Genomic DNA, 17,144 nt, shown 5'->3' on the forward strand with positions numbered 1-17,144 from the left:
CGTCTGACCAATCTGATCTCGCTCTTTCCTGAGTTGGCGTGTCTTCTGGATGACGATGCTCAACCGTTCCGCCGCAGACGCGCCGCCAACCCCCGCGTTGACTGCGACTGAAATCGGCGTGCTCGGTCGCCTCGTCAACGACGAACCAAAAGCAAGAAAGACGCTCTCGCACTGTCTGATCAAGATCGCCCCGCTCGGCGGTTATCTCGCCCGCGCCAGCGATCCGCCGCCTGGCAATACCGTCAGGTGGCGCGGGCTGTCACGCCTCACTGACATCGCTGGGCACCATGGTCGGAGTAGAATTTGTATGCCTATCGTTTCAGCGAATTTAGTTTTCCGTTTATTTGACGTCAGCTTACGGACAGCCAAGCTGCTTATCTGCGCAGTCAGGTCTAATGACCTAAACACAATGCAACAGCTATAGGAGTGTGGTCGTCATGGACGGTCGAATTAACAATTGGTCGGATGTTCCATCCGATGATGAGTATCATTACGCAAGCTCCCAGGAGCACAGGAATGCCGACTATTTCGCGGACGCATTCGGTAGAATGGGATTGCAGGATTCGGGTGCCAGCTCATCCTCCCAGCCGAGTTATTACCTCGCTTCAAGACCTCCCGTTATTGAGATCGACCAAGCCGAATTCCGAGAACGGGTGAGGAGCTTTCATGGTGAAGAAATCAATCATATCGCCAACAATCCGGAGGAATACTCAGATTTTGTCTCCGAAAGAGCTAGGCGCACCGCGGATGTCGCTAGCAGTTTCGGGATCCGCAGGGATTCTGATGCCGCTCGATATTACAGCTACCAACTAGGAAATAGGAGCGTCGGTCTCCAAAGAACGGAAGCCGGATTTCCCATGGCGACTGAGTTCACCGGCCAAGGGTGGCGAGAACAGTTCCCCGGACGAACTAACGTCACATCAATCGTGGATTTTCAAGTTGCTCATCCGCTCGTCGGCAACGCCGGCGATATTCTGCTCGAGCACCAACTACGGCAAGACGGCGAACGGCCGCTGGTGAACTGGCGTCCTGCTAATGACGAAGCGAGAGCCCGTGCAGAACAAATGGGCTTCGTTGATGTAGGTGGCAATGATATGGTACTTGATCCCACCCAGTCCAGACAGTGGAGATATAGGGATGGTGAATGGCAGCGCGCAACCAGTTCTCCGGCGTATCTCTCCAAACTCAAAACGCCGAGCGATGATGAGCCTTCATCAGACTCCGACTCGGATGGAGACTTTATGTGACGTGAGATCTCCGCCAATCCATTGAGGTGGAGCAGGAGCGCAAACCAACCGACACCTGCGGCTTACGATCGAGCCTTGGACGGAACGAAGCCGAAGCCAATTCGGCTCAATCCGTGAGGTTTACTGTACTGATCGCACCGGCGGTTACGAGAGTTGGTGCCTATAATAGCTCAAAAGGAAAACCCCAGGTTCCGGCCGGGGTTTTCCACTGCCGCCCGGGCGGGAGGAGCGGATTGCCTATGGCAGGCGCGAGCGTCATTATGTCCTCGTCGCCATCGCAGGATTCCATGCCAACTATGCTTGGTTGTGCGAAGAAGGGTCTCCCGTCCAAAGCGAACTTTCTGAACAGGTGTGCCGTCGCAGCTCACGCCAACGACGTGGAACAGGTTTTGCCAATGTCGATTCCATAGACAGCCGCAGGTCGCGGCAAATTGCGATGTGCCATGATACTCTCCTCTTTTGATCGGACCTTCCTATCATGAGGGAGGAGGACGGGGCGGACCATCCCATTAGTGGTGACGCCCGCGAGGAAGCGGAAAGCTGTCGAGCATCTCGTGGATGCCTACGGGATGGGCGAACGCCGGGCGTGTAAAGCCATCGGCTGTTGCCGCATGACGATCAGATACCAGACGTCCCGGGCGGATGATGCGATGAGATGACACAAGCTGAAACCGGCGGTACGCAAACAAATCAAGGCCGAAGCTTCGAGGACGTCGGCTATCTCCCTCGTGACGAGCTGCAGGCTCTGTTAGATGCGCCAGACGCGAGCACCGTGTCCGGCATCCGTGATCGAGCCATGCTGCATCTGGCCTTCGCCGCAGGAATGCGCGTGTCGGAGCTGGTCGGCCTCCGGCTCGATCAGATCGACCGCCAGACCATGTCCAGCGTGCACATCATGGGCAAGGGCCGTCGTGAACGTGTCTTGCCGCGCTGGAAACAAACGGCTGCAGCTGTGAAGGCTTGGCTCAAAGTGCGCCCAGTCACCGACGCTCCTGAGCTGTTCTTGAACGCCCGTGCTCAGGCGATGACCCGCTCGGGCTTTGAATACATCCTGACCAAGCATGCCGCCGTCGCCACTCGCAAGGCGCAGTCGATCGCCGGCAAAGGCGTCAGTCCTCACGTACTGCGCCATACATGCGCCATGCACACGCTTCAGGCGACTCGCGACGTCCGGAAAGTCTCGCTATGGCCCGGACACGCCAGCCTGCAAAGCAGGAGGTCTACCTTCGCGCCGATCCGACAGAGAAGCTCGAAGCGCTCGCCGCCATGTCGCCGCCGATGCTGACGCCCGGTCGATTCCGGGCGCCCGACAAGCTCCTGGCCATGCTGAATGTGGCCGGACGCAACTCGGCTCGCATCTTGCCGATCAGCTCGAACTCTACAAGGTTGAGGCGGAGCGCCGCTTACGTCCGCTGTTGGCTGCTAGGCGAAGCGGCGCCGAATGTTCACGGCTTCGGAACCAAGCTTGACCCACGGGAGGGACAAAAGACAGTCGGTGCTCTCTTGATAAAAAGGTGGACTTACCGATCATAGTGAATGGCTCGGCCCGCCATTCGGATCATTGGTGGGGTTGCTATAATCCGTGATGCAGGCTTCCTTTTCGAGAACAAGCCGATCACTCTTGTGCCGTCGATCGCTCTCAGTGCGAAACGCCCGGTATGCCAGCTGAATGCCCTCCTTGAGCGAGGTGGTGGCGCGCCAGCCGAGCCCGGATAGCCGACTGACGTCGAGCAGCTTGCGCGGCGTTCCGTCGGGGCGCGACGTGTCGAAGCTGATCTCACCGCGAAAGCCGACGGCGGCCGCAACCATGAGTGATAACTCGGCGATGCTGATGTCCTCGCCGGTTCCGATATTGACCGGTTCTGGCGAGGAATAGGTCTTCATCAAATGGATGCAGGCGTCGGCCAGATCGTCGACGTAGAGAAATTCGCGGCGCGGCTTGCCGGTACCCCACACCACGACGTTGCTTCCGCCCGCAATCTTGGCCTCGTGGAAGCGGCGGATCAGCGCGGCCATGACGTGGCTGTATTCGGGGTGATAATTGTCGCCAGGCCCGTATAGATTGGTCGGCATCACGCTGATGAAATCGGCGCCGTACTGGCTGCGATACGCCTCGGCCATCTTGATGCCCGCGATCTTGGCGATTGCATAGGGCTCGTTGGTCGGCTCCAGCGGGCCGGTCAGCATCGAGTCCTCTCGCAGCGGCTGCGGCGCCAGGCGCGGATAGATGCAGGAGGAGCCGAAGAACATCAGCTTCTCGCATCTGTTGGCATGGGCCGCCTGGATCACGTTGCTCGATATTGAGAGGTTGTCGTGGAGAAACTCGGCGCGCAGCGTGTTGTTGGCGACGATGCCGCCGACCTTGGCTGCGGCGAGGAACACCGCTTGCGGCTTCTTCGCTGCAAACCAGGCAGTCACCGCGGCTTGATCACGCAGGTCAACCTCGCTTCGTGACACCGTCAAGAGATCGACCTGCTCGCGTGCCAGTCGGCGCATCAGCGCCGCGCCAACCATGCCGCGATGGCCGCCGACGAAAACGGTCTTGCCGTTCAGCTCAAACGCCGCGCTTGCCATTTGCTGCGTCCTGTCTGGCTTGGACGAGATCGCTGGCGACCATTTCCTTCACCATCTGCGAGAACGACGTTTTCGGCGCCCAGCCGAGTTTCGCGCGCGCCTTGCTGGCGTCCCCGATCAGGAGATCGACTTCGGTCGGACGGAAATAGGTCGGATCGACCTGTACCAGGGTCTTGCCAGAAGCCTTATCAACGCCGACCTCCTCGATGCCCTTACCACGCCATTCGATGCTGCGTCCGACCTCGGCAAACGCCAGCTCGACGAACTCCCGGACAGACCATGTCTGGCCGGTCGCAAGCACGAAATCACCGGGCTCGTCCACCTGCAGGATCCTGTGCATGCCTTCCACGTAGTCGCGGGCATGGCCCCAGTCGCGCTTGGCGTCGAGATTTCCGAGATAGAGTTTGTTCTCGATGCCGACCTCGATGCCGGCAACGGCGCGGGTGATCTTGCGGGTCACGAACGTCTCGCCGCGGATGGGACTTTCATGGTTGAACAGGATGCCGTTGCTCGCGAACATACCGTAGGCCTCGCGGTAGTTCACCGTAATCCAGTAGCCATAGAGCTTGGCGACGCCATAGGGCGAACGCGGATAAAACGGCGTGGTTTCCTTCTGTGGCACCTCTTGCGCGAGGCCGTAAAGCTCGGATGTCGAGGCTTGGTAGAAGCGCGTCTCCTTTTCCATGCCGAGAATGCGGATAGCTTCCAACAGGCGCAGCACACCGATCGCGTCGGCATTGGCGGTGTATTCCGGACTCTCGAAACTGACCTGGACGTGGCTCTGTGCGGCCAGGTTATAGATCTCGGTCGGCCGAATCTGCTGGACGAGCCGGATCAGGTTGGACGAATCCGTCATGTCCCCATAATGCATTAGGAATGGCACATCGCCGAAATGCGGGTCCTTGTAGAGATGATCGACGCGCGCGGTGTTGAAGGAGGACGACCGGCGCTTGACCCCATGCACGGTGTAGCCGAGACCGAGCAAATGCTGCGCCAGATATGCGCCATCTTGCCCGGTGACACCAGTAATCATCGCGACGCGCCGGTTTGAATTGTGAGCCACCATGATCTCGCTTAGTTGCGCCGGAAAGAGTTCGCTATGAAAAGCCATTGCGTAGTCGCTTCCCGAAAATCGAGATGCGCACGCTCGCTCCAATCTCACTAAAAGAGCGAGATCGTTAGCCCCTGTCATACACCTCATGAAGGAATACAACACCATATACGTTGATTTATACTCAAGCGACGTCGCAACGGCGATGATCCTAGGCAGGTGATGAATTGTAAGCGCCGGTACGCCCGCTCGGGCGCGCTTTCCGGCTGACTATATTTCCAATGAGACAGATGGCGTCCATCTGTGAGCCTTATCTATTCTCATGCGCATCTATTCTCATGCGCATGTATGCATCCGCGCGCTCTCAGGGAGGCGCAGAGGAGCGGCGGGTTGCGGCTTCCAAATAATGGGGCAGCTTAACGGTCGGTATAAGAACTATAGTCCATGCCGCCCCAATAGCTGGTTTGCAGCTGGCGATGCACAGCCGACGCAAGACAAAATGATAAGGACTGGCAAACGTGGGTATAGACCGTCGAACGTTTCGATATCGAAAGTTTACGTTAGTACAATGGAGCTTCGACGCCGATCCTCTAATCTTGACTGAACGTAAGTTGCCTCAGTCAGAGTATGACAAGTCTTTGAGCCCGCGCCGCAAATTCGTTCTCAGGAGAACTGGACAATTCAAGCTAGAGCCGCCGCGCAGGTATATCACCAGCCAGACCATGCAGAGAATGTGGGCAGCGTTCTTTTTCCGTCTGAGGCGGAGAGAAGCCCAGACCAAAGGTGACCGCTCTCCCCTCGATCCTGAGACGCATAGACTCTGTTGTTGCGCATCAACTTCATCGCGGGGGCCGGTATCGCTGCCCATTTTTTGGAAACTTAGAAGGAGGGTCGCGAGATGGCTCATTAGTCCGGGTGAGTTTGTTTGTGCCAGCTGGATGTTAGCGTGTAGGCGCAACTGCGGCGGTGACGGCGTTGGCGACACCATCGCAGCGTCTATTCGACTAGCTAGCTAAAGGAAGAAATGAAGCCGATGGCTGGAAAAGATCCAAATCACGCGGGCGAATGCAGATGCGATAAAGGCGCCCGCGGAAGATTCCGAACTTGAAACCCGTTGTTATCGGGCAAGCGAGTTCTATCACGGGCTCCTATAGCGCGGTCGCCGGACTCCTCGAAGTTGGGCTACATGGATTGATATGTGTGGAATTATTGGCATTCTGGGGCGTGGCCCGGTCGTTGAGAAGCTGGTCGCGTCTCTCAGGCGACTGGAATATCGTGGCTACGACTCAGCGGGTCTCGCGACTCTCGAAGGTCTCCGTATCGAGCGGCGCCGCGCTCAAGGTAAGCTGAGAAACCTTGAGGAGCAGTTGCGCTATAGTCCTCCTGTGGGTCAAAGCGGCATCGGTCACACCCGCTGGGCGACTCATGGAAAGCCGACCGAGAGCAATGCTCATCCGCATGCGACGGAAAATGTCGCTATCGTTCATAACGGGATCATTGAGAATTTCCGCGAGCTGCGAGCGGAGCTGGAACGAAATGGAGCCGAGTTTTACTCAGAGACGGACACCGAGGTTGTGGTGCATCTCGTCGAGTTCTACCTCAAAAACGGCTACTCACCGCAGGATGCGGTGCAGGCGTCGTTGCCGCGCTTGCGCGGTGCCTTCGCGTTGGCATTCCTTTTCAAGGACCGCGACGATCTTTTGATCGGTGCGTGCAAGGGGTCGCCCCTTGCGATCGGACATGGTAACGGTGAAGTGTATCTAGGATCTGATGCGATCGCGCTCGCGCCTCTGACCAATACCATTACCTATCTTGAGGACGGCGACTGGGCCGTGCTTACGCGCGCGACGTGCGTGATCTATGGTGCAGACGGCTGTGTCGTCCGACGGGAAACATCAAAGTTTGCTGTGTCGTCTCTCCTTGCGGACAAGGCGAATTATCGCCACTTCATGGCTAAGGAAATCCACGAGCAGCCGACAGTGGTCGCCCAGACATTGGCGCATTATCTCGATGTGGCGGCTAAGCGGGTAGCGCTGCCGCTCGCCTTGCCCTTCGACTTCAATTCCATTCAACGCATTTCAATTACTGCGTGTGGCACGGCAAGCTATGCCGGGCACATAGCCAAATACTGGTTCGAACGGCTGGCGCGTTTGTCTGTCGAAATAGATGTAGCCTCTGAGTTTCGATATCGGGAGGCGCCTCTGCGCCGGGGCGATCTCGCGATCGTCATCTCGCAATCGGGCGAGACGGCCGACACACTAGCTGCGCTGCGATACGCCAAGGATCAGGGCCTGCATACGATATCTGTAGTTAATGTCCCGACGTCGACGATTGCGCGCGAGAGCGAATCCGTTCTGCCGACGCTGGCGGGGCCGGAGATCGGCGTCGCTTCCACCAAGGCATTCATCTGCCAGCTGATGGTACTGGCGGTGCTTGCCATCGCAGCAGGGAGAGAGCGAGGTAAGCTGTCTGAAATCGATGAATCGAAGCTCGTGCAAGAGCTCATCGAGGTGCCGCGGTTGGTGGCTGCGGCCTTGTTGGTCGAGCCGCAGATTGAGAAGCTCGCGCGCTATATCGCGGGCGCGAGGGCGGCACTCTACCTCGGTCGTGGCACATCGGCTCCGCTGGCGTTGGAGGGCGCGCTCAAGCTGAAGGAAATTTCGTATATCCACTCAGAAGGTTATGCCGCCGGCGAGCTCAAGCACGGGCCAATCGCACTGGTCGATGAGGCTATGCCTGTGGTGGTGATCGCGCCTTACGACGGCGTTTTCGAGAAGACCATTTCGAACATGCAAGAAGTGGCGGCTCGGGGCGGCAAGATCATCCTAATCACCGATGCGAAGGGCGCTTCAGAAGCGACGGTGGACACGCTCGTGACCATCGTTCTGCCGACAATGGTCGCAAGCTTTACGCCAATGGTCTATGCCATTCCGGTCCAGCTCTTGGCTTACCATGCCGGCCTCGTAAGCGGCGCGGACGTGGATCAGCCGCGTAATCTCGCGAAATCCGTCACTGTGGAATGAGGCTGCAGTGTTGCTATCGAAGCGTCAGGTGTCGGCGCCGACGCGTTCCGCTTGCCTCTCCTTTCCTCGGTTTGTGGGTCATGGATCTCGACGAGTTCCTGATCCGGAGTCGCTGGTAGCTGCCGTGGGGTCTCGCAACCTCGAGTGATGCTACCGTCAGCCGGCCTCGGTGTAGTGGGATCGGCCACCGCAGAGGAGGCTAGCGGTCGTTCAGAAAAGCAGCAGAGGGCTATCACAGCGACGAAATCAGGTACATCGCGGATAACCCACAAGAATATTCGGACTTCGTCTCTCAGAAAGCCGCACGAACTGCAGAGGTTGCACAGAAGTATGGAACAGCTCCAGATTCTGATAACGCGCGATACTTTAGCTATCAACTAGGCAACGAGAGTGTCGGTCTCCTACGAATGGAAGGAGGCGACAGCAGGACGAATTTCGACGTCGAAAACTGGCAGGAGCTGTTTCCCGGTCGATCTGGGACGACCGCTACCGTAGATCCTCAGGTCGTTCATCCGCTTGTCGAGAACGCTGGCGATATTCTGCTCGAGCATCAGTAAAATCGAGGTGCCAGCGAGTGCTTCAACATACGATTACGAGGATGATTTCATGTAACCATGAATCACCGGGCATTTCACCCGAAGTGATCTAGTCTGTGCCGCACTTCTCTGCGCCGGCGTCGTTTAGCTCAGAAGTGCCTTGTTTGGCTCAGAATGCTCGCTCCTCAGTTCTCCTTGGCTGAGCAGTTGCTGATTGTTCGCGTCTGCGAAATAGGGGCCTATTGAACAGGCCTATTGCTGGAGAATGCTTGCCTGCGGCGACGACCTGTTCTGCCCCACCCGGGCCAACCGGGGGCCGGGACGTGTGGCGCGGAGCACGTTGGACGGCTTGGACCACAAGTCTTCCGGCGATGAAGGTTGCGAACAAATAATGGCGTGGACGCCTGACGAGAGTCGGTCGTCACAATGTACAGCGAAGCTGCGCCCAATGGTCAGCAAGCGTCAACGGACGTAACGATCCGGTGAGCACGAGGATCGTGCAGAACACTCTCACCAGAAAAGCGGTGCGCAAGACATGAGGGCTACGAGCGAAGCTCCATTTTTGTCGTCACCACGGTGGGCGCCCAGCATAGCCAATCTCGTGCGTGCCGGGCGCACTCGGGCAACTCCGCTCTGCAATGGAATAGAAAACCTCGCTCCAGATGGAGCTAAGAAGTGCTTAGGCGCAACGACGGCTCTGGGGCAGCATTACCATGAGCTTAGGCGTGGAATGAGTCCGTGCCAGCGTCTCTCGCAAGATAGGTCTGTTCTGCAGCCGCCCAAATCCGTAAAGCCTGGAGGCGCAAGAAATTGCTGGCCGCTAGCATATTTAGAGTAACCCAGGGTTTGGACTGAGAATACACTGTCAGCTGACTTGATTGTTGCCCACGAGCTTTCAGATCGGGCTTGAACTCAAGCTGCAGGTTGGAATCAGATGCCGCCTCGGGCGCTATATGCCTTCAGTGCGTTGTCGAGGCACTTAAGTAACTCTTGTCCGCCAAATGGTTTGGCGAGGAAGCCAACTGCGCCCGCCTCCAGGGCTGACGTGCGCACGCGCTCGCTGGGGAACGCTGTAATGAAAATGAAAGGTGCTTCGTAACCACGCGTCCGCATTTGCGCCAGCAGCTCCAGCCCGCTCATAGCCGACATCTGCACATCGGTGATGACACAGGATATCTCGTTCAACTGCGGCGACCGCAGGAGCGCCTCGGCCGATGCAAATATCTGCACGACGTAGCCACGCGATTTCAAGAGGTTCCCTGTCGCCGCACGGACTGAGGCGTCGTCGTCAACGACGGAAATCAAAGGCGTGGACAAGATGAGCCCTCCTGACGCAGGAACAGTGGCTATCAAAGCGTTAGCCACCTTTCGGCGAAAGTGGGCTGGAGAGATGAAGCTGTAAAATCATACTTGCGTTTGTTCAGCACGATTTGCACGAAGTCCCAGCGTCTCGCTCATTCTGATCAGCTCGGCCAGCGACCGGGCACGCATCTTTTTCATGACATGACCCCGGTAGATCTTGACGGTAATTTCGGCGAGCCCAAGTTCGGCGGCTACCTGCTTGTTCATCAGGCCGGCCGTGACCAGTTTCATCACGGCCTGCTCTCGCGGGCTTAAGGTCTCAAATAGAGACTGCAGGTTCGCGACGGTTCGTTGAGCTTCCCGTCTTTTGCGATCGCGTTCGGTCGCCGCAACGACGGCATCAAGCAATTCCTGATCGCGGAACGGCTTGCTGAGAAAATCGACCGCACCTCCCTTCATGGCCCTGACGGTCATGGGAATGTCGCCGTGACCGGTGATGAAAATGATCGGGATGTGTATGTTCAACCTGGCCAGCTCGGTCTGGTAGTCAAGGCCGCTCAGGCCTGGTAGCCGGACATCAAGAACCAGACAGCTTGTGACGTCCGGAATTGTGCTCTGCAGCATTTCCCGGGCCGATCCGAACGCAACGACCTCCAATCCTACCTGGCGAAAAAGGTTAGTAAGCGAGCGGCGCACGGAGATGTCATCCTCAACGACAAAGACGATCGCCTTCGTCGAGGCCTCGGCATTGCTACTCTCACCTAGCGAGTCAAATGGTCCTGTCATTGGAGAGCCTCCTTATGCACGGGCAGGACAAACTGAAAGGTCGCGCCCGGTTCATCTTTATGAAGAAGCGACAGCCGCCCTCCGTGAGCCTCCACGATAGAACGGCAGATCGAAAGTCCCATTCCAAGACCACTCGACTTTGTGGTGAAGAAGGGATCCAAAACGTGGTCAGCGTCCTTCTCAGCGATCCCGACGCCGCAATCGGCCACGGCAAGCTGCACGCGCCCCAGATCGTCCTTGGATGATTGAATCAGAAGTTCGCGCGGCCGGTCTGTAATTGCGTCCATCGCTTCGATTCCGTTCATTACCAGATTGATGATCACCTGTTGTAGCTGAATTCGATCACCGAGGATCCTGGGCAGCACGGCCGCCAACTCGGTTCGCAACGTCACCCGGTGGCTCACCAGCTCTCGTGTTACCAGCGCAATGACGTCCCTTACGACATCATTAATGTCGAGCGGCACCATCTCAATCTCGCCTTTCTTCGCGAGTGCGCGAACACTCCGGATCACCTCGCTTGCCCGGATCGCATCTTCGATGATCCATTCCACTGAAGAGCGCGCTTCGGCAAGATCGGGAGTTTCGCGAGCCATCCAGCCGAGGCACGCATCGGCGTTGGTGAGAATAGCGGCGAGTGGCTGGTTTATCTCGTGGGCGATGGAGGTTGTCAGTTCTCCTAACGTCGTTACACGCGTCACATGTGCAAGCTCCGCCTGGGCCTTTCTCAGGTCTTGTTCGGCCTGATCCGCGCGAATGATGGATGTGATGTCAGTGCTGACGCCACGGTAGCCCAGAAAATTACCGTTTCCGTCGAAGAAAGGCTTGCCACTGGTGCGGACGTAGATCGGAGATCCCATGCGATTCACGGTACGGTAGACGAGATCCCGAAACGGCTGACGCGCCTGCAACGTCGCCCGATGCTGCCGCCACTTTTCGGGCTCGTCTTCGGCGTCGCACGCAATCTCCCAGCGAAGCAGGTCGATCAATCCTGTGGCCAAAATTCCTGCAGTGCGGGTGTGCTCGGATAAGCGGGTGACCCGATGATCTGGACCGGTCTCCCAAAGCCAATCGGAAGCTGTCTCGGCGTAGTCGCGAAAGCGCTGTTCGCTTTCGCGCAGCGCGACAAGTGTGTTTTCCAGGCGTTCCCTAGCTGCGTGTTGATCGGTGACATCCATATGTGTTCCGATCAGCTCGCTGACCTTACCATCGCTAGCGGCGATAACATGCGCAACGGAGTGTATGCGCCTTGTCCTGCCATCTGGCAGAAGAATACGGAAATCATATTCGAATCGCTCCTGCTCCTTTTCTCTCGCTTGGCGCTGCACCTCCTGTAACCGTGGCAAGTCTTCCGGATGGATGCGCGAGCGAATGGTCTCTATCGATACCGGCTCTTGTGGGTCAAAGCCGAACAATCGATCAACTTCCGCGGACCGATAAATGAAGTCTAGCCCGTGGACGTCCCAGGACCAGCTGCCCGTGTGGGTGAGATGCTGGGCCTCGGCCAGATAGGCCTCGCTGCGACGCAACTGCTGTTCTGCTCTCCTCGCTCCCGTAATATCGGTAGCTGCCCCAACAAACTCGATTTCACCGGAAGCGGTTCTCGTGAGCCGTGCCTTTGCACGGATGTGCTTCACAGAGCCGTCTGGTAGCAGCAATCGATACTCGTGCTCGAAACCGCTCAAGTCTCGCATCGCTCCATCGATAACCTCTTTAACCGAAGCCCTATCATCTGGGTGAGTGCGATCAATGACAAGCTGCGGCGAGGGGATCGTTTGAGGATCTAACTGGAAAATCCGAAATGTTTCCTTTGACCAGAACGCCTCGCCAGTGGCGGCGTTCCAGCTGAAGCTGCCTGTATGACTCAACTCCTGCGCTTGAGCCAAATGCGCTTCGCTCCGCTGCAGGGCGAGTTCGGTCCGCTTTCGCTCCGTGACATCTTCGCAGGCGATAAGGACAATGGGCCGGTCGTCGGCCCAGAGCATGGCCTTGGCGTTTTCACGTACCCACAATACGGAGCCGTCCTTCCTGACTTTCTGGACGTCCCACGTGCGCGATTGTCCAATATCCTCAAGGCACGCCCGAATGCATTTGTGAACGAATGCGCGATCCTCCTCAAGAAATATGCCGAGCACGGAGTGACCGATCAGTTCTGCAGGAGCATAGCCGAGTTGTGTCGCGCCGAATGTATTGACGTTAAGGACAGTGCCGGCTTCATCCACCATGAAGTACATGGCCGGATTGTGCTCGAAGATTGCTCGCCACCGTTTTTCGCGATCCTCCAAATCCGCCGCGCTACGCTGAAGCTTGACCGCCGCCACACGCGCAGCCTCTCTTTCCTGACGGAGCTTTCCGATCAGGTACGTTCCTACAGTTGAGACAACAAAGAATGCGACAACCACCGGAAGATCGCGGGGGTCATCGATTTGCAGGCTGAACGCCGGCGGCGCAAAGTAGTATGCGAGAGCAGCGATTGCCATGATGCAAAGCGCGGATGACGCAATGAAGCTGCCCATCAACGAAAACAGCAGGACTACTAACAAATAGGCGAACGCCGTCGCGGCAAAATGGGCATTAAGGTATACGCAACTCAATGTAACAGCGGCTAGCGTTATGCCGCCGAAGGTCAACTGAGGGGCTGAACGTTTAAGACTGCTGATCTGGATAGACATTTTGAGACCGTACGGCCTGTTCTCCGGCGGGAGAGCTATAGCATTTTAGGCAAAAATGGGGCAATCTTCGACGTTTGTGCCAAGCCTGTCCGAGATTGATCACCTGCTGCCGAACTCAGCATGAGCGGGGAAAAAACGCATTATAAACATGCGTATAGTCGTCCTAAACTTTTGATGAGGTGCCGCTGACGGGCAGCACTCGAAGCTGAAACTTGTGCTTTTCGCCCCTGCCGATAGCCCTCCCGGCATTCGTTCGAGCCTGCCCCCGATGCGCCCTCCTTACGCCCCCGGAACGAGGACCGAGGATTTAGTTCAACCGAGAGGTTGAAGCTAAACGATCAGGCGCGCCTCCGAACCGGCAAAGAACAGAAACAAGCGGACGCCCCGGCACAGTCTGCGAAGGTAAGCGCAACCTTCATATGCCGGGACGGGAACGAAAAGTTGCGCGAGCGCTACCCCTGCGATTGGGTCATCACGCCTAGCTGCGAAGGAGTCCTCTCCAATTGGTTTCGCTGGCATCGAGCGCTGACATGACGCCGAACCCACTGCCGTGTGCGACTCGCCGCAGTTTAAATGGAGATAGCCTTGACCGCCAAAGAGGCGCCCTGAGGAAGCCGCTATTTCTTTGATCGCGTGCTTTTCAGGGGAGCTGCCCGGCCGCGACGCAGGAGCAAGCTGTGCACTGGAGAGCGCAGGAGGAAGTGCCAGCTCGCCTTAAGTCGGCTTGGCCGATTCGAGTCAATTCGTGTTCGGATGGTGGCGGTTGAGATCCGGGACCTACTTTATTGTGCTAGTAGGGTCGATAGTGGTCGAAGCTGTGGGCTGGTTGAGCCGAGCCTGCAGCGTCCCATGCTCTAGCTCGTCTTCCCACCAGGATACGAACACGGCCGCGATGCCATTGCCGATGATGTTGGTCAGGGCGCGAACCTCGCTCATGAACTTGTCGATCGAAAACACGATTGCCATGCCCGGCACCAGCGCTGGGTTTACCACCGACAATGTCGCAGCGAGGGTGATGAAGCCCGCACCGGTGACGCCGCTTGCTCCCTTCGACGTTAACATTGCCACGAGCAAGATCGTGAGCTGCTGGTTAAAGGAGAGATCGACCCCGAGTGCCTGGGCAATGAACAATGTTGCAAGTGTCATATAGATGTTAGTGCCGTCGAGGTTGAAGGAATAGCCAGTTGGCACCACCAGTCCGACGACCGTCTTGGAGCAGCCCAGCCGCTCGAGCTTCTCCATCAATTGCGGCAGCGCGCTTTCGGAGGACGAAGTACCGAGCACGATCAGAATCTCGTCTTTGATATAGACAAGAAACTTGAAAATTGAAAAACCGACGAGGCGCGCGATCAGGCCGAGTACCACCACAACAAACAGCGCGGCTGTTGCGTAAAACAGCGCGATCAGACCGATCAAACTACCGAGCGCTGCCGGCCCGAACTTGCCGACCGTGAAAGCCATGGCGCCGAAGGCGCCGACCGGGGCCGCTTTCATTACAATAGCGATTACGCCGAACACGGCGTGCGCGACGTCGTCAATCATGCCGCGCAGCCGCTCCCCACGCTTTCCCAGAGCCATCAGAGAAAAGCCGAAAAGGATCGCGAACAGGAGGACCTGCAGGACGTCCCCGCGAGCGAAGGCGCCGACCACACTATCGGGAATGATGTTGAGAAAAAAGTCGACGGTCTTCGAAGCTTCCGCCTGCTTGACGTAATTGGCGACGGCCGCAGCATCAGGCTTGACTGCAAGGCCATGTCCGATTCGGACGAGATTGCCCATAACAAGGCCCAACAGCAAAGCAAAGCTGGACACGATCTCGAAATAGAACAGCGCCTTGACGCCGACGCACCCAACTTTCTTTGCGTCCTGAATATGCGCAATACCAGATGTGACGGTGCAGAAGATAATCGGCGCGATCACCATCTTGATGAGCTTGATGAACCCGTCACCGAGAGCCTTAATCCAGTCGTTGGTGGCTACAGATGGCCAGAGGCAGCCGACCACGGCGCCCATCAAGATCGCGATCAGCACCTGAACGTAGAGTATCTTGTACCAAACCTGCGACGCGCGTGCGGGCGCCGCAGTTGCCATGGTGGTCATGACGCTTCCTTCCCGAATATACTCGAATGCGAGCCGCCGCGCCTTTCAGAGGCGGCAGCGTCATACGAGACTCATCATTTAGCCGTGTCCGATTGAAGACGGTTCCGGGAGCCGGCGCGTCCTTCCAAGGGCAGGCGCTTAGTTACGTTGTCCATTCTCCTTAAGCAAGATATGCACCAGATGCCTAAACTGCGGCCGATTGATCAGTCGTGGACAAGTCGTCTGCCCGGGCGCATCGGCTGAGTTGAGCGCGGACCGCATGCGCAAGATCAAACAAAATAATTGCAGCGTAGCGCCGCATCGGCGGAGTTACGTCTCGCCTGGGAGCATTAACGTGATCGATATGCACACACTGCTGAGATCGATGCAACAACACGCGGCATCGGTAAAATCGATAGTTTGGATCGCACGCATTTGTCGGATGGAAGCGCGGCTTGGGAACAGATTGTTCTGAAGAGCCTTTGATGGATGAACTGCGTTGTGGCTAGCAACAAAGCTCGCTGTGCACGGGGGCGTTTGTCTCCAGGCCTTTGCTTACGATCCGCATTGGCTATGTCGACCACGAGACGGCCTTCGCTCGCGGCTCCTCGGGCCTTTGCGACCTCGCAGAGGCAGCGTTACAACGAGTTCTCGGCTAACCGTTCGTGTTGCTGCCAAACGGCGAGCTTGCTTCGGCCCGCTACACTACCGGCGCGGCGAGCCGTCGACCAACCACATACGATCCTCTTCGGCCGGCAAAGTCGAACGCTTCGTTGCGGGGCCGTCGCTGTTTGCTCGGGAACAATGATGCCGAAAACCTGACAGAGTGTTAGGTCCACTCCAAAGTGACCGTCGCCGTCCACGCAAATTTCTCTCGCATGGAGCACAGAGCTGCCACTGTTCGCACCCGGCACAGGAATTGCTGACGACAAATGAGAAGTTGCAGCCGTCATATGGACCGAAGCGGACCTGCCACAGGAGTTGTCGATGAAGCTTGCGATGCTGCTCTTGCTCGCACAAACGAAGCGCGTGAAGTTGGCGGCCGCCCCGAGCTGCCGCGCAACGAACTGGCGATTCGCGCCACCTCGCCGTGTGAGCCGCACGTGCAGGCCATCGCTGTCAGGATACGTCGGCCCACGCTCCCTGGCGGGCTGACGCAGATGGAAGTGGTTTGGGCAGAGATTTCGCAATCCCTTGCGCTCACGATTGAGCTCGCCAGTGTGACGACCGTGATCCTTCTCTTGATTAGTGTGCCCCTCGCTTGGTGGCTAGCGCGCTCAAAGACCTTTGCGAGCGAGGCGGTGGCCACGATGATCGTCCTGCCGCTGGTGCTGCCGCCAACGGCTCTCGGCTTTTGCGTCCTCGTTTTGCTCGGCCCCCACGGACCGGGTGGCGTTCTCGCCTCTTTTTGGGGCGAGCGCACGCTAGCCTTTACCTTCGCCGGAATCGTGGTCGGATCGGTCCTCTCGGCGCTGCCGTTGGTCGTGCAGCCGATCCGTAACGCCTTTGTTGCGATAGGCGATCTCCCCTTGGAAACGACCGGGCGCGTTCCGCCGTTCTATGCCTTCATTGCCATCACCGCGCCAATGGCGCGACTGGAATTCATTAAAGCCGCCGTGGTTGGCTTTTCTCATACGATCGGCACATTCGGCGTCGTGATGATGATCGGCGGCAATATTCCTGGGCGCACCAAGGTGTTGTCGGCCTACGTCGTAGACTTCGTCCAAGCGTCGCGCTGGCGTGAGGCAGGTGTGGTTGCCGGTGGTATGGTGATGTTCGCCTTTGCGACAATTTTCACTTTGGCGCTCATCGACAGACACTTTGCCAGGAGGGGCACTGAATCGTCTTAGCGCTGCCTCCCGACATATCCGATAATG

General features: G+C 57.6%; 10 protein-coding genes and 2 pseudogenes. 6 read left to right on the forward strand and 6 right to left on the reverse strand.

Annotated elements, in window-relative coordinates; translation table 11 throughout:
- Positions 1–437 precede the first annotated feature (437 nt).
- From XF30_RS39770 to XF30_RS10210, 3 genes and pseudogenes are all read left to right on the forward strand, one after another.
- A complete protein-coding gene (locus XF30_RS39770) occupies positions 438–1,247 on the forward strand; it encodes an effector protein NopP (protein WP_283811128.1) in 810 nt (269 codons plus the stop codon).
- Between the two features lie 512 nt (positions 1,248–1,759).
- Positions 1,760–1,897: pseudogene (locus XF30_RS10205) on the forward strand (IS3 family transposase); the annotation flags it as partial.
- Positions 1,898–1,902: 5 nt separating this feature from the next.
- Positions 1,903–2,532, forward strand: a complete 630-nt coding sequence (locus XF30_RS10210) for a tyrosine-type recombinase/integrase (protein ID WP_244608890.1) — start codon at positions 1,903–1,905, stop codon at positions 2,530–2,532.
- 242 nt (positions 2,533–2,774) lie between these two features.
- Here the strand turns inward: XF30_RS10210 and XF30_RS10215 are convergent, their stop codons facing one another.
- Together XF30_RS10215 and gmd are read right to left on the reverse strand one after the other, a co-directional pair.
- On the reverse strand, positions 2,775–3,821 hold the full coding sequence (locus tag XF30_RS10215; RefSeq protein ID WP_109142581.1) for a GDP-L-fucose synthase family protein: 1,047 nt from the start codon (positions 3,819–3,821) through the stop codon (positions 2,775–2,777).
- Positions 3,802–4,887, reverse strand: a complete 1,086-nt coding sequence (gmd, locus tag XF30_RS10220; protein ID WP_109145640.1) for a GDP-mannose 4,6-dehydratase — start codon at positions 4,885–4,887, stop codon at positions 3,802–3,804. Before gmd ends, XF30_RS10215 begins: the two co-directional genes overlap by 20 nt.
- Positions 4,888–6,068: 1,181 nt before the next feature.
- Here gmd and glmS point away from each other — a divergent pair.
- Positions 6,069–7,895: a glutamine--fructose-6-phosphate transaminase (isomerizing) gene (glmS, locus tag XF30_RS10225; RefSeq protein WP_109142582.1), complete on the forward strand. Its 1,827-nt coding sequence runs from the start codon at positions 6,069–6,071 to the stop codon at positions 7,893–7,895.
- Between the two features lie 218 nt (positions 7,896–8,113).
- Positions 8,114–8,452, forward strand: a pseudogene (locus XF30_RS40040) (Effector protein NopP); the annotation flags it as partial.
- Between the two features lie 909 nt (positions 8,453–9,361).
- Here the strand turns inward: XF30_RS40040 and XF30_RS10235 are convergent.
- The 4 genes from XF30_RS10235 to dctA form a co-directional block, all read right to left on the reverse strand.
- Complete coding sequence (locus tag XF30_RS10235) at positions 9,362–9,748, reverse strand: response regulator transcription factor (protein ID WP_192893092.1); 387 nt, start codon at positions 9,746–9,748, stop codon at positions 9,362–9,364.
- Between the two features lie 87 nt (positions 9,749–9,835).
- Positions 9,836–10,519, reverse strand: coding sequence for a response regulator transcription factor (locus XF30_RS10240; protein WP_109142583.1), 684 nt, complete (start codon positions 10,517–10,519; stop codon positions 9,836–9,838).
- A complete protein-coding gene (locus XF30_RS10245; protein WP_109142584.1) occupies positions 10,516–13,188 on the reverse strand; it encodes a PAS domain S-box protein in 2,673 nt (890 codons plus the stop codon). Before XF30_RS10245 ends, XF30_RS10240 begins: the two co-directional genes overlap by 4 nt.
- 777 nt (positions 13,189–13,965) lie before the next feature.
- Positions 13,966–15,288, reverse strand: a complete 1,323-nt coding sequence (gene dctA / locus XF30_RS10250; RefSeq protein WP_109142585.1) for a C4-dicarboxylate transporter DctA — start codon at positions 15,286–15,288, stop codon at positions 13,966–13,968.
- Positions 15,289–16,427: 1,139 nt separating this feature from the next.
- On the opposite strand from dctA, the gene XF30_RS10255 reads away from it, so the two are divergent.
- Complete coding sequence (locus XF30_RS10255) at positions 16,428–17,117, forward strand: molybdate ABC transporter permease subunit (protein WP_192893394.1); 690 nt, start codon at positions 16,428–16,430, stop codon at positions 17,115–17,117.
- The last annotated feature ends 27 nt before the right edge of the window (positions 17,118–17,144 follow it).

The organism is Bradyrhizobium sp. SUTN9-2 (assembly GCF_003122645.1).
Lineage (GTDB): Bacteria > Pseudomonadota > Alphaproteobacteria > Rhizobiales > Xanthobacteraceae > Bradyrhizobium > Bradyrhizobium yuanmingense.